13 protein-coding genes are annotated in these 14515 nt (G+C 48.3%); 4 read left to right on the forward strand and 9 right to left on the reverse strand.

Translation table 11 applies throughout. The features are described 5' to 3' along the window. Positions 1-156: 156 nt before the first annotated feature. The 4 genes from D515_RS20030 to D515_RS20045 form a co-directional block, all read right to left on the reverse strand. Entirely contained in the window at positions 157-816 is a 660-nt protein-coding gene (locus D515_RS20030; RefSeq protein WP_002541134.1) for a hypothetical protein, read from the reverse strand. Positions 817-1016: 200 nt separating this feature from the next. Continuing rightward, positions 1017-1766, reverse strand: coding sequence for a LytR/AlgR family response regulator transcription factor (locus tag D515_RS20035; protein WP_002541135.1), 750 nt, complete (start codon positions 1764-1766; stop codon positions 1017-1019). Beyond that, entirely contained in the window at positions 1754-2773 is a 1020-nt protein-coding gene (locus D515_RS20040; RefSeq protein WP_002541136.1) for a sensor histidine kinase, read from the reverse strand. Before D515_RS20040 ends, D515_RS20035 begins: the two co-directional genes overlap by 13 nt. Before the next feature lie 351 nt (positions 2774-3124). Continuing rightward, complete coding sequence (locus D515_RS20045; RefSeq protein WP_002541138.1) at positions 3125-4933, reverse strand: GGDEF domain-containing protein; 1809 nt, start codon at positions 4931-4933, stop codon at positions 3125-3127. 257 nt (positions 4934-5190) lie between these two features. On the opposite strand from D515_RS20045, the gene D515_RS20050 reads away from it, so the two are divergent. Then, positions 5191-6783, forward strand: a complete 1593-nt coding sequence (locus D515_RS20050; RefSeq protein ID WP_002541139.1) for an ABC-F family ATPase — start codon at positions 5191-5193, stop codon at positions 6781-6783. Between the two features lie 68 nt (positions 6784-6851). Here D515_RS20050 and D515_RS20055 read toward each other — a convergent pair whose 3' ends face one another. Further along, positions 6852-8648, reverse strand: coding sequence for a M3 family oligoendopeptidase (locus tag D515_RS20055; RefSeq protein ID WP_002541140.1), 1797 nt, complete (start codon positions 8646-8648; stop codon positions 6852-6854). 122 nt (positions 8649-8770) lie between these two features. Continuing rightward, positions 8771-8950 carry a DUF2986 domain-containing protein gene (locus D515_RS20060; RefSeq protein WP_002541141.1) on the reverse strand — a complete coding sequence of 60 codons (180 nt, stop codon included), beginning with the start codon at positions 8948-8950 and terminating at the stop codon, positions 8771-8773. 349 nt (positions 8951-9299) lie between these two features. On the opposite strand from D515_RS20060, the gene D515_RS20065 reads away from it, so the two are divergent. Together D515_RS20065 and D515_RS20070 are read left to right on the forward strand one after the other, a co-directional pair. Beyond that, entirely contained in the window at positions 9300-9821 is a 522-nt protein-coding gene (locus D515_RS20065; protein ID WP_002541142.1) for a DUF3332 domain-containing protein, read from the forward strand. 120 nt (positions 9822-9941) lie between these two features. Continuing rightward, positions 9942-10292, forward strand: coding sequence for a DMT family transporter (locus tag D515_RS20070; protein WP_002541143.1), 351 nt, complete (start codon positions 9942-9944; stop codon positions 10290-10292). Positions 10293-10338: 46 nt separating this feature from the next. On the opposite strand, the gene D515_RS20075 is transcribed toward D515_RS20070, so the two are convergent. After that, on the reverse strand, positions 10339-11286 hold the full coding sequence (locus tag D515_RS20075) for a GGDEF domain-containing protein (RefSeq protein ID WP_002541144.1): 948 nt from the start codon (positions 11284-11286) through the stop codon (positions 10339-10341). A gap of 123 nt (positions 11287-11409) precedes the next feature. Further along, a complete protein-coding gene (locus D515_RS20080; RefSeq protein ID WP_002541146.1) occupies positions 11410-13365 on the reverse strand; it encodes a methyl-accepting chemotaxis protein in 1956 nt (651 codons plus the stop codon). 327 nt (positions 13366-13692) lie between these two features. On the opposite strand from D515_RS20080, the gene D515_RS20085 reads away from it, so the two are divergent. Continuing rightward, positions 13693-14010, forward strand: a complete 318-nt coding sequence (locus D515_RS20085; RefSeq protein WP_002541147.1) for a hypothetical protein — start codon at positions 13693-13695, stop codon at positions 14008-14010. Positions 14011-14097: 87 nt separating this feature from the next. Here D515_RS20085 and D515_RS20090 read toward each other — a convergent pair whose 3' ends face one another. After that, positions 14098-14391 (reverse strand): hypothetical protein, encoded by a 294-nt coding sequence (locus D515_RS20090; protein ID WP_002541148.1) that lies wholly within the window; start codon positions 14389-14391, stop codon positions 14098-14100. Positions 14392-14515: the final 124 nt, after the last annotated feature.

Genomic DNA, 14515 nt, shown 5'->3' on the forward strand with positions numbered 1-14515 from the left:
TGCTCTTTGTTGTTCCTTTTTGATGGAGGTGACTACACCTGCAAAGGAACGCCGCGATCACAACGCCAGTCAAACTCGCTGAATCCTGCATCTTCAAGTTGTTTGGGTATAGACATCATTGATGGGCAGAAAGTTGCGTAAGCAAGATGTGCTTGGTTAGTTTGTCACCAATTCCAGCGCTTGTTGGGTATAAGGATGGGTAGGTGCAAGGCGCTGCATTTCATTTGCCCATTGGGTCGCTGTGCTTGTTTCTTCCATATCAATAGCGGCTTTTACCGCTTCAATGTGTATCCAAGCACGTGGCCCGAAAGGGTAGTAACCGAGTTCTTCAGACGCCATCATGGTTTTCAGCATTTCAAAACCACGATCTCGTTGTTCGAAAGATTCAGGCAGACTAATGAAGGTGATGGCAGCAAGCGACTGTATGTAAAGCCCTTCATTGAGCCCGTAATAGGGTTTATCAAACGACTCATCTGATAATTGGTTTAGAGATTTATTGAGTGAGTCGACACCAATTTCTGAATACTTCTGGCGGTTCCAAGGTAGCCACGCATCACGTCCTTTCATCGACATAGTACTGCCGTAATAGGCGGTCAACAGGGCATCTTCGGGATACTGAATAAGCAGGTTTTCGACGGCGCTCAGTACGTGATCCCCTGCGCTACGGTCTCCCGTGCTGGCATCTACAAAGGCGTCTTGAAGCGTCTTTTGCATCGGGCCGGCGTTAACTTGCTTAAACCACAACACGGAAACGACAACGAATCCGACAATAGCTAACAGCGCTATGCGACTCAGCCAATTGTCCTTGATGTACATTGTCCTTCTCCTTGAGTGTTTCCTTGTCTTTTCACGATGCCAAGCTACATCAGGTTAGAGAAAAGAAAAGTGCGATGAGACCAAATGCATTTTTCGCCGATAAACCGCATTTGGATGATTTGAACCGAAAACGAGGTGATAGACACCCAAACACTCTGAAGATGCTGAATGCGAGCGTCTTCAGAGTGTTTGGGTATCGGTTACATTTGCTTGAACAAAGCGTGCGCATTTCGGCTCACGGGAAGTTGGCTCTGATTGGAAGCCACTTCAACCACCATCTTGCCGGTCATGTCCTTAAATACACGATTTATCGCGGACACTTTCACGATGACAGAGCGGTGAATTTGCCAGAAGGTTTCTTCACACAGCATCTGAGAAAGGTTGCGGAGCGGGGTGCGGATGATGTATTCAGCGTCGTTGGTCACGACGGTGACGTATTTGTCTTCTGCCCGAAAGTACTCGACATCATCAACATGAATAAGGTGGATATCTTCACCTTTTGCCGCTTTTAACCAAGTGAGTGGTTGTTCTGCTTTCTCCTTTGTTTGAGAAAGTATTTGGGTCAGCTCGTCAGCATTTAGAGTGGGTTTGGTGCGCGTTTTTAAGCGAGAGCATGTTTTGGTTAGGCGTTTCTCATCGATGGGCTTGATAAGGTAATCAATGGCACCTTGCTCAAAGGCCTCGATGGCATAGTGATCATATGCCGTGACGAAAACGATGCGAGGTGGCTTTTTCATATCGCTAATAAGGTTCGCCACTTCCAGTCCATCCAGCCCCGGCATCCTGATATCAAGAAATACCACGTCGGGTTGAAGTTTCTTGATGAGATCTAGTGCCTCAATACCGTCTTTCGCGCTAGCTACAACGTCAATCTCAGAAGATACCGCCCCGAGAAGCCGACTTAAGTGATGACGGAGAATCGGCTCGTCGTCCGCAATTATTGCTCGCATTGAAATGAAATCCTTGTCGTGAATCCCCCTCCATGATGGGGAATGAGTTTCAGTCTGCCTTTTTCACCATAGAGGGTTGAAAGGCGTTCCTTCACGTTCTTCATGCTTACACCATTGCCTTTAGATCCATCATTAAAGCCAATGCCGTTATCGGAAATTTCCACGGTAAGCATGTCGTCTTCTTTCAAGAAATTGATTTGGATGTATCCCCCTTTCACTGAAGGCTCTATGCCATGCACCACGGCGTTCTCGACAGCCGGTTGAATCAGGAATGGAGGGATGCGGAGTTGTTTGGAGATCGAGGGGTCGACTTTAATTTCAAACCCCATGCGATCACATAAGCGGATCTGTTGAATAGAGAGGTAGCTATCCAACAACTTAAGTTCGTCATTCAGGGAGACAGTGTCTTTGCGCTGCTGTTTCAAACTTGCCCTGAGTAAGTCCGTGATTTTCTCGAGCAGTAATTTTGCTTTGGGCGCATCAATGTCAATTAACACCTGGATGTTAGCCAGCGTATTAAAAAGAAAATGCGGTTCCATCTGCCCCTGGAGGCTTTTCAGTTGGCTGTTTATCAGGGCTTTTTCTTGCTCGGCTTGCCGGAGTTGCGAATCTTTGAGGTCATTTTCTGCTTCTCTTGCTCTGTCACGCATGATGAAAAAGCAGGCTGTAAAGATCGCGACAGAAACCGTGAATATTAGCGTGGGAAGAAGTACTTCTGTCCGCCAGAAACCACGGTACTGATAAATCCACAACTGCATATTCATGGTGCCAATGATCGAGCCTACGCTAACGGCAATAGCCGTTCGCTTAGGGTTAGACCATTTGGGGAAGTTTCTCGCCAGAAATACGTGCAGAAAATTGAGAGTGACACCGTAGCCGAGCGAAATGGCTAGGTGGTAGTAAAAAGCCCCGCCGAAAAGAAATCCTGTAATGTATGCAATTACAGAACAAATTCCGATGACGACGAGAACGCGCGTGCGCTCTAGGTATGCGATTGTAGGGTTCATTGTGCTCTATCTTTTCTAACAAATGCGATGTTAGTTATTATTGTTTTACCGTGAAATACCTATCTGTCCTTATATTGGTGAAGATGCTCGAGAATTTTGATTCTCGAATCATTGTTCTGGGTAGAGATGTTCTAGTTGTTGGGCTAAAAAAGAGGCGCAGCATAATTCATGCGCGCCTTTCGATAAGGTATTTCGGATGCACAGTAGCTTTTCCGTAAAATAATTAAGGAAAAACAACCAACCCGCTCACACTAACCCATTTTGTGAAGACTGTTAGGCCAATGCGATGAAAGCACCGATATGAAGATGATCGGTGTTATTTGGGAGTGAAGGGAAGGTGAACGGTGAGGGCTAGCTGGCGCTCGAAGAACCTGATTCCGGATGAATGGCAATAATGTCCGAGCGGGTGCCGTTTCCACCTTGCCTCTCCGCATCTATTCTCATCATTTCGCTGGTATTGAACATGTGCTGTGGGTTTATACGCTCACCGCTGGCTTCGAGAGATGACAAGCCGATGCTAAGGGTGACAGCACCTGTTTTGGACAGGACGAAAGGCAGATTTTTAACCTTCAGTTGATCATGTAGCTTTTGACAGACTATGTGCGAGTTTTCTCGAGTCGTATGAGGAAGAATGATGGCGAATTTTTCGTCCACCAAATGGGCAAGCACGTCGGATGAACGCTGGCAGGTTTCGGAGATCACTTTGCTGATGTCTGTCAGTACATTATTCGCGGCTTCTTCTCCTTGGGCTGATTTGTATTCCTCAAATTTATCGACGGAAATCATCAGCAAGCTGAGAGGGGTTTTGTAGCGACTGGCTCTGCGAAGCTCTTTGTCGAGCATGTCGTTGAAGTGGCGGAAATTGCTCAATCCTGTCAGTTCATCAATCGGATTCACTTCTTCCAGTTGGTGCGTGACATCGTCCAACGCCTCCTGATTCAAATCCAGTGCGTGTGTCAGCTCTACATTCTCATCACTGATCTGGTGAATGGTTTCACTTTGTCTTTTGGTCAGTAACGAGAAGGCAAGCACCAGTGAGGCTAAACCGAAGATAATCACCAAAGTGGTCAAGGCTTCGGTTTTGTATTCCTGCCAGATCGGCGGTTGATAGTTAATGAAGCGGGTGCCCTCGGGTAGGTCATCGCGAGATACCTTGTGCTTCTCCATGGATTCAAGGTCAAAAAACAGTGAGGCAGGCGCTGACATGGCGGGAGGCAGGGGCGTTGCAACATCCCTTGAAAGCACTTCGAGCGCCAGCTGAGCTGCGGCTTTACCCTGGCTGTAGCCTGTGACTATCTGACCACCTATCGCGCCGTGACCGATATGGGAATGCCAATAGGTATAGACAGGGAACGGAGCGACAGACGAAAGGAGTCTTGCCGTTTCCGCTGGGCTGTATTCGGAGCCATCGGATTTAGGCAGGGTATTACTCAAAAGGAAAATCAGTGAGTGTGCTGGGAACTGGCTTAACTCGGCATCCAACGCTTCTATAGACTTATCGACGATAATTTCAGTATCAAGGATATCGACGTAGGCTGGAAGCACGCTTTCCCTCACGATGTCGACAACACGTTTGTTATGGCCTTCTTTTGTGGTTCCCACAAACACAATAGAACGGGCGTCAGTGTGCTGGGACAAGGCGAGGTCCACGGCATTTTTATAATCACTGTACTCGGAAATGCCGGTTGTATTGATAGCCGTACTTAACCCGTCGATCGGGTAATCTTTCAGAGCGGTATAGAGGATGGGTTGTTTAGGGAACAGCTCCTTTTGATGGAGAAGCGCAAAATCTAATGCGGCATTGTCAGAAGTGATGACCAAGTCGGTGGCATCGGCAACTTGTTTGATTGCCAGCAGCTCGGCGACTTTTTCACTGACGGTTTCCCCTTGATATCTCAGTGTGTCGAGATAGACCACGGAAAGATCGATCTCTGTCCCCGTTGCATCGAAAGTGTCGCGAATGCCACTTTCGATTTCGTCACTCCAACCATAACCGCGGTGAAAGGCGTTGATATACAGCACCTGCTTAGCACCAGCGTCTGCGGAGGCATTGGAAGAAGCAACGGCAACCAACAAAGTGGAGAGAAAAGCCCCCAAAACCACACCAAGCACGGGCAGGGTATTCAAGCGGAAGAATGTCGAGATGATCTTTGTATCCATAGCGCTCTCAAAAGTGTTCAAGACTGTCAATGGTTGTATTTAATTTGAGACAGAGTAATCCACTAAGTGTAGTTACTAATTCTCTGAATTTGGGGCCTTGCAGGCCGAATGTGGGAGCTTGGGACTTGGCGCAAACTTTTGTTGTTAAACCGGGCTGTGAATGACAGAAATGTGACTTGTTTCGCTGTTTGCTTGAAGTACTGGAGCGAACTCTGTACCCTTGCGGCGTTTTCCATTCTCAGTTCAGGATTATTGCCTTGCTTAGTACAGCTAATATCACCCAGCAATTCGGCGCCAAGCCACTTTTCGAAAACATTTCCGTAAAGTTCGGTGAAGGTAACCGTTACGGCCTTATCGGGGCGAACGGCTGTGGTAAATCAACGTTCATGAAGATCCTGAGCCGTGAATTGGAACCAACCAGCGGTAATGTAAGCGTTGATCCTAATGAGCGTGTTGCCAAGCTGAACCAGGATCAGTTTGCCTACGAGAACTTCACAGTTATCGACACGGTTATCATGGGCCATAAAGAGCTGTGGGCTGTGAAACAAGAACGTGACCGTATCTATTCTCTGCCAGAAATGAGCGAAGAAGACGGCATGCGTGTGGCTGATCTGGAAGTGGAATTCGCTGAGATGGACGGCTACATGGCAGAGTCCAAAGCGGGTGAATTGCTGCTGGCGGTAGGTATTCCTGTTGAGCAACATTACGGCCTAATGAGTGCGGTAGCACCGGGCTGGAAACTGCGTGTGCTTCTGGCGCAGGTACTGTTTGCAGACCCAGACATCATGCTGCTTGACGAACCAACGAACAACCTGGACATCGACACCATTCGTTGGCTGGAAGACACGCTGAACGAGCGTAACTGCACCATGATCATCATCTCGCACGACCGTCACTTCCTGAACTCAGTGTGTACTCACATGGCTGACCTGGACTACGGTGAATTGCGCGTTTATCCAGGTAACTACGACGAATATATGACAGCAGCGACACAAGCGCGTGAGCGTCTGCTGGCAGACAATGCGAAGAAGAAAGCACAGATTGCTGAGCTGCAAACCTTCGTTGCGCGTTTCTCTGCAAACGCCTCTAAAGCAAAACAAGCGACTTCACGTGCGAAGCAAATCGACAAGATCCAACTGAGTGAAGTGAAGGCATCAAGCCGTCAGAACCCATTCATTCGTTTCGAGCAGTCAAAAGAGCTGTTCCGTAACGCACTGGAAGTCGAAAACCTGAGCCAAGGTTTTGAAGCTGATTTGTTCGCGAACTTCGGCGGCATTTTTGAAGTGGGCGAGCGCGTTGCGATCATTGGTGAGAACGGCGTGGGTAAAACCACTCTTCTGAATACGCTGGCAGGTGTGCTAGAGCCACGTACCGGTGAATACAAGTGGTCTGAGAATTCAAACATCGGTTACTACGCGCAGGATCATGCTCATGACTTTGAGCAAGACATGAACCTGATGGAGTGGATGAGCCAGTGGCAGCAAGAAGGTGATGACGAGCAAACCGTTCGTGGCTTCCTTGGCCGTATGCTGTTCTCTCAAGATGACATCAAGAAGTCTGTCAAAGTGCTGTCTGGTGGTGAGCAAGGCCGTATGCTGCTTGGCAAGATCATGATGCACAAGCCAAACATGCTGCTGATGGATGAACCGACCAACCACATGGACATGGAATCTATCGAATCGCTGAACACAGCTTTGGAACAATTCAAAGGTACATTGTTCTTCGTATCGCATGACCGTGTATTCGTTGACTCACTGGCAACCCGCATTATCGAAATCCGTGATGGCAAGATCACTGACTTCAAAGGCACTTACGCTGAGTTCCTGAAATCACGTGGTATTGAAGGTTAATTTCGCCTTCAACCACGCAAACAAAAACACCCGCCTCGGCGGGTGTTTTTGTTTCTGTTGATAGTTCGTTAAAGCTTTTTAACCAGCGCTTCAAACGCTTCGATACGTTTCTCAGCAATCTGGATGCTTTGCTGCCAGAACTCTGGCTTCGTTAAATCTACACCCAGGTGGGCTTTTGCCACGTCTTCTGCGCTCATTCTGCCCGTGTCTCTTAGCAAGGCTTTGTAATCACCGTAGAAAGCAGCACCTTTCTCTGAGCGTCTTGCGTACACACCGGTACTGAACAGATAACCGAACAGATACGGATAGTTGTAGAAACTGATTTCTGCGATGCTGAAATGCAGCTTAGTCGCCCAGAACAGATCGTTAGGCTGAGACATAGCGTCGCCGTACCATTCAGTCCAGGTATCAGCCATCAGCGAGCGAAGCTGTGCTGGTGAGCATTCGCCTTGTTGTCGTTGCTCATAGAAGGCTTTTTCAAACCCATAGCGCACCGGAATATTGAGCATGAGCGCAACGGCGGTTTGGGCTTCTTCCCACAGCATCAACAGCTTGTCGTGGTCGCTTTCTGCCTGTTCGAGCAATGCATCACGCACCACGTTTTCTGCAAAAATGGAGGCGGTTTCTGCCAGTGTCATTGGGTATTCGGTTTCGACAAATGGCATGTCGCGCATCACCCAGTTGTGGAATGCGTGCCCCAGTTCATGCGCAAGCGTCAATACATCAGACATGCTGCCGCCAAAACTCATAAACACCAGTGGGGTGCGGGTTTTGGCAATCTTAGTGCAGTAGGCACCCATGCTCTTGTTAGATTGAGGTGCTGCATCAATCAGGTTTTGTTTAACCATCATGTCAACAAATTCCGCCATTTCAGGGTCGACACTGTCGAATGCTTTGCGGATGATCGCAATCGCGTCATCGAAAGAGTAGTTAGCTGGCTTGGATGCACCGAATGATGGCATTGCTGCCATTTCATCCCAAGGTTTGAGCTGCTCTGTACCGAACACTTTTGCCATCGCTTTTGCTGCGCGACGGGAAAGGTCCTGGCTGGCTTTGGTGACATCCAGCATGGCGTCTAGTGTAGGTTGCTCTATACGGGCTTCTTCAAGCGCAGGGGCGAGGAAATGCAGTGGCTTGGTGTGGCTGCGTTTCTCGTACTCAGTGAGTCGATTGCCTGCGAGGGCATTCAGGATAGCCGCAAAGGTCACTTCCTGTTTTCCCATCGCTTCGCGAATGGCATGCCAGGCTGGCTCGCGTCGATATGTATCTCCGCCGTAAAGCAGGCTTGCTGCCTGTGACAACCCCATCTCTTCTTCGCTGCCATCTGGGAATTTCAGGCTGACTTTCAGTGTGCCTGTGATGTCGTCGTAGAGGCGACCCCAAGCGTTTTTCCCGTCGACCTGCATGGCTGAAAGCAATTGCTCTTCGGGAACGGAAAGACGGAAAGCTTGCTGCGCGCGCAGTCGGGAAAGACGAAACGCATGGCGCTGATAGCTACCTGTGGCATCGGAGCCCGCCAATACATCCTCAAAGAACGCATCGTCGCAGGAGGATAGCTTGTCTTCAAATGGGCTGAACGCTTGATTGAGGCTGGAATCCATCACATCGGTTTTCACCACGACAGCCTTGGCTTCTGCATTAGTGGCATCCACGGTTGAGAGACATCCCGAATAGCTTGAGACAGATTGAAGCAGGGTAGAGGCTTCATCCAACAAAGTCAGCGCACGCTGACAGTTTTCAATGGTATCCGGTGAGAGGTTCTTCAGTGCTGCAATGTTATCGCTGCAGCGCGCGAGATCGTTTTGTATCGCAGTGTCTTGAAGGCTTTGGTAGACGAACGAAAAGTCCCAACTTGGTGCTGACATGCCTTTCTCCTTTTCATTTTGGCGCGATCACTCTATCGCAATATTCTATGTCATGAACAGGAGAGGGCAGGGATCAGGTTGCATTCCATTGCATGGGGGAAGAAAAACGCGCGTGGTATCACTTACTCAGAGGTTTGTGCTTGCTCTTGATTCTCGGTTGACTCGGCTTGCACTTCCTCTGCCGCCAGCTTTTCACGCTCTGCTTTGGAAATGTAGCGCGGCTTATTACTTTTGTTCAGCTTGGCTTTTTGTTTCTTATCTTTCTTTTTCAGCGTTTGGATGATTTTCTTTTTACGGTTCATGACGGCATCTCAGAGATCGAAGGTGGAGGATTGTATAAGAAAGCATGAGGGCTTGCACTTGACTTGAAGGCTGTGAGGGAAATTTCCTGGTTAAAATATAAGCAAACGAACAGGTCGGGATTTCCTTTTGTTAATATTTGTCGTGTGAATAAGTGAAATTCACTCCGTTAATGAAAACAGACGGATACGTTCAGTCATTAACGATGAATTAACCGCGCTGACATTGCCCTTACAAACGTCTGTAAATCAGTTGTTGCCAGACAAGTGGAGGTGTTCATTTTCGCCTCTTTTCTTCGTAAAAATACACTGTATACTTCGCCGACTTTTTAAACTCGCAGTGTGTAAAACGATGAAAAAATTTGCAATCAAAGCTGTTGCGGCAGCAGTTCTGACAGTGTCTCTGACAGGTTGTATCGGTCAAATGGCAACGTCAGGTGCAGTGATGAAACTGAACCTGTCTGCAGTAGACAACCGCTATGCTCGTGCAGGTCTGTACGTACTGATGAGCCCAGTTTACGGCGTAGCGGCAGCAGCTGACCTGTTCATCTTCAACTCAATCGAGTTCTGGACAGGCACCAACCCAATCTCTGGCAAATCACCAGCGGTTGCTGATACGCCAATGAGCGCTGTTATCAAGATCAACCAGAAGCTGGACAAAGATCTGACCACCGCACCAATCAAGATTTCTGCTGCTGACGTTAAGCAAATCAACGACAAGTCTCTGGAAATGTCTGTTGCATACGCTGATGGCTCGACGCAAGTTCTGCGTGGCGAGAAAGAAGGCGAGATGGTGAACTTCTTCTTGAACGACGAATTCATCACTACAGTTTCTGTAGAAGAGCTTAACGAATACGCTGCGAACCGCGTATAATCGCAAGCTTATCGTTACCCATGCTGCTAACACAGTATGGGTGTAACGGGCCCCGCATCGTCGGGGCTCCGTTATTTGTGGGGCAGGAAGCCAAAACTATCGCAACCTGCTTGAGACATTATGCTGAAACTCCTCACCACATTACCGCCGCTCGTCACTTTATCCGTTGCCATTCTGTTTGAGATTGTTGCAACCTCGATGATGCCGAAAACCCAGTCTTTCACTCAACCCATTACAACGACTACCGTGCTGCTTTGCTACACGATTTCATTCTATATGTTGTCGATTACTGTAAAGACAATGCCGCTGGGCGTGGCCTACGCTATCTGGAGTGCAGCGGGCATTCTCTTGGTTTCGCTGGTGGCGTGGATGTTTTATGGGCAGCAACTGGATTTGGCTGCAATATTGGGAATGTCACTCATCGTTGCAGGTGTGGTTATCATCAACCTGTTTTCGACCGTGATGCACTGATCAACGTCGAGAAACCAAATGTGAGCGTTTTCGGCTGTAGGCACAGCTAACCTTTGGCCTTGAGCGCCAGATTGCGGGCTATATCCAACAGTTGTCCGAAATCATAATCGCCTTCAGGCTCAGCCCACGACACCCCGATGCAGTAATCCAGCGTGTAGGGGAGAGCGTTCTCTACAGAATATCGATCTACACGTTCTTTGAACCTGTGCAGGATGTCCTGAGTGTTGGCGATAGGGGTGTTGCTCATCAGCACTGCAAACTTGTCGCTTTCCAGCCTTGCCAAGACGTCTGAATCGCGAAAGCCAAATCTCAGCAACTCGGCAAAAAATACCAACGCCCGGTCACCTTCTACATTGCCCTGAAGCAGGTTAATTGTTTTCAAACCACGTAAATCGAAAAACACGAGTGACGCTGGCGCATTCAGGCGTTCGCACATGTTGAGGCTGTTTTGGCATAGGACTTCAAAACCGTGCTCATTGAGCAGGCCAGTCAGTTGGTCCTGCGTGGTTAGTTGCATCGCGGCCAATTCATTCTCAACCAGATCGACGATATCTTTCATACAGCGTAAATCGTCGTCGTCAAATCCTCTTGGCTCGTCATCAGCAATGCTCAAAGTGCCAAGTAATGAGCCACTCACATGTCGAATAGGGTAGCCTGCGTAGAAGCGGATTTTTGGGTCGCCAAGCACCAGTGGATTATCTGAAAACCGCGAGTCTGCATGGGTATCGTTAATCACCATGGGATCGTTATCCAGAATGGTGTGAGCACAGAATGTGATATCCCGAGGGTATTCTCTTGCAAGGCCAATCCCCGATTTTACCCATTGGCGATTGGTGTCAATAAAGCTGATGGCGGCGATTTTTGTACCGAACATCTGTTTGGCGAGTCGGGTAAGTCTGTCAAAGCGCTCTTCATTACCGGTATCAAGAATATTGAGGTGATGCAGCACCTGCAGGCGGTACATTTCATCGACTGGCAATTCTGGCTTTTTCATAGTGAACCCGATGTTTGAGTGTTTTCATTAATATAGCAGTAGTTTGTTGATGGCAGAGGGGAGGCTTGATACAAAGAAGTAGGGGCGCCCAAGCGCCCCTGCTAAGGTCAACAGTCCCCAATGTTATGTGCGCGCCAGTTCCAAATCGACTTGTTCGCCGTTTTCTGTTTGCTGACGCGGTTGAGGTTGGGATTGCCCAGTAAAGGTTCCGACCAGCTTATCCAGCTCGTTGGCGAGTTGTTCAATCGCCGACGCTGAGACGTTTGATTTCTTCGCAGCATTGGCGGTGTGTTCTGCCAGCTCAACAATGGCGATGATGTTTCTGTCTACGCTTTCCGTGACCACAGTTTGTTCTTCGGAAGCCGTGGCGATTTGTAGGTTCTGACCAGCAATATCCTCGATTTGCGAAACCATGGCAGCCATGACTGATGCACCCTCACGTGCTTGTTCAACGCTGATTGATGCCATTTCACTGCTCTCATTCATCAAATCCACGCTATGACGAATGCCGCCCTGGAGTTGCTCAATGATTTTGGTGATTTCGTCCGTGGATTGATGGGTTTTCATCGCCAGCTCACGAACTTGGTCAGCGACGACAGCAAAGCCTCGACCCTGATCGCCGGCGCGTGCCGCTTCGATAGCAGCGTTCAATGCCAGAAGATTGGTTTGTTCCGTGATAGAGCGGATAACATCAATCACAGAGCCAATTTCTTCGCTGTCGGCATTAAGCCTTTGCATGTTGTCACTGGCACTTCGCATACTCTCTGAAAGCTGATTGGCTTTGGCAGAGGTTTCGCTGTTCACCGCCCGTCCTGTTTGTGCTGAATCCTGAAGTTCTTTTGCTACGTTTGCCGCTGTCGATACGCTTTCCGCAATCTCTCGGCTGGTAGCCGTCATTTCTGTCATGGCTGTCGACACTGAATCCGATTCTGAACGTTGCTTTTCTGCATTGATGGCGGTATCACTCGCCATGGTCAGGCTGCGTCTTGCGTTTCTTGAAAGTTCTGAAGAGATACCTGCAATCTTCTCCATCGTGTGCTGGAGATTACCGATAAATTGATTGAAGTAAGATGCCATTTCAGACAACTCATCTTTACCACTAAGGTTCATTCGAACCCGCAGCGAGCTTTCGCCTTCGGCGATCTTTTTCATCAAGGCATTCGCAACGGAAACTTTGTTTGTTACCAAACGGGTAATCAGCCCAAGTGTCAGACAGACAACAATCGCCAACGCGCCGCCGATCAGCGTCAGTCGCTTGGTAACACTTTTCTCACGGATATCGATGGCTGTAACCAAGTCTTCACTGAGCGCTTTCATTTGTCTCTCAGCTTCTTGAACCGAGGCACGCAAACTTCCATGCAAACCACTCTGCGGTGTTAAGCCTACGTCTTCCATGCCAGCTGCCAATGCATTGAAGGTTTTGTGATATTCGCGCAGTGCGGTTTCCATAATAAGACGGTTACTGGCGGGCATATCACTCGTCGCGATGGCAGGAGATAGTTCATCCATCAGGGCGTTGAATTTATCGACATACTGGGTATCAGAGCGCAGTAGAAAGTCTTTTTCATGACGTCGTAGCATCAGAAGCTTGTTGTACAGCATGTCATTCTCGACTTTCTGTATCTCCCTTTCCACGCGATGTGAGGCCTCACGAGCCGTCCCTTTCAACCCAGAGTCGAAAGAGGCACCAATCTCCATACGCTGGTCAACCAAGGCTTCAAAGTCTCTGTGGTATTTCTCCAGTTTGTACAGCATGGCATCAATGGCTTCATGGCCTTCCATATCGAGAGCGTTGAGTTTCGCTTTCGCAGTGAGCAACTTCTGGGTCAACGCGCCGTATTCGTTTTCAAACCTGTCTTTATACTTGGCTTCTTTGCGGGCCATGAAGTCTTTCTCATGGCGTCGAAGCATTAATACGGAGGTTTGGCTTTTCAGAATTTCTACGGATGCGCCATCCAATGTCTCCAGCTCACTGAATGATCGCTGGAAGGAAATGGCGAATACGGCAACAGAAAAGAGTATGAGTAAAACGACACTCGAGAGTTGTGCTTTGATAGTTTGTGGTAGTGCCAATCGCATGATTTCTCCTGTCTTTTTTCTCGCGCCAGCTCGATATGGGTGAAATGGCCTATACAAGATGTCTTAAATATAGGACAGCTCTGGCTAACTTCACGGAAAATGTTGCAAAAATATTACACATCACATTTTCGCTGCGATTCTATTCACGACTATCGGGTGGTGAATGAGGAAAAATTCGGGGTGAGATGAAGTTTCGTGTATGACGTATGTGCCTTAAATATCGAAATTTTTGTTGGAGTTTTTCGAATCTGTCATCTGGCTTAATGTGGGATGCAGTTCTATCTTTAGGTTGAGTGACGTGTGAAAAGAAATGACGGAGAGGTCATCATGAAAAAAACAATGATTGCGTTAAGTCTGTTTGCTGTTTCATCTGCTGCGAGCGCAGGGATGATGAACGATGATGTCAGTATGAGAGTGGTCGCTGCGGGACAAGGTGCATGGGTGAAAGTGCTGCAAAACGGCGAACCTGTTGAAGGGGCGACGGTGACATTGAAAGGCGCTTCGGGTGAGTATGTAACGCCTGAAAACGGCCTCGTCTTTGTTATTTCTGATGAGCCATATAGCCGCAGCGTTGTCTTTACCGCCAAACTTTCAAAGGGCGAAGAAGTGCAGAAGCGTGTGTTGCTCCCACGTGATCACGATTAATAATACGGGTCAGACAGAAAACAAAAATCCTGCTTAATAGCAGGATTTTTTTATGCCTATAAAGCAGCGAGCAAAGGTCAACAAAGCTTAGTAAAACTCTTTATTGGCAACGAAGCACTGCTCATAACCATCATTCCAGCCGTTGGCATAACGTGGCTCTTTGAACATACGCTCTGGGTCCTGGCGGTAGCCGTCTTTGTTGGTTCGTGCCGCTGTGACTTTGCTGTGGCACCCGTCGTCATAGCCTTCCATGTATGGCGTGCTAAAGCCGAGATCAGCAAGCTGTTCATGACGTGATGTTGAGCAGCCGATTAAACTTGTTGCAGCGACGATGAGCAATGTGGCCTTGAGAGCCATCATGATTTTCTTGTGAGTTTGCATGTCATACTTCCTCTTACTGACATGAGGTACCCAAGCAGATTACCTTCGCGTGGCATTCTCAATCTGTCTCATAAGTAACTATCTGCACATGAGGTGGCAAAAAGGTCAGTGAAGTCTTGTTTTT

The sequence above is a fragment of the Grimontia indica genome (assembly GCF_000333895.2).
Classification (GTDB): domain Bacteria; phylum Pseudomonadota; class Gammaproteobacteria; order Enterobacterales; family Vibrionaceae; genus Enterovibrio; species Enterovibrio indicus.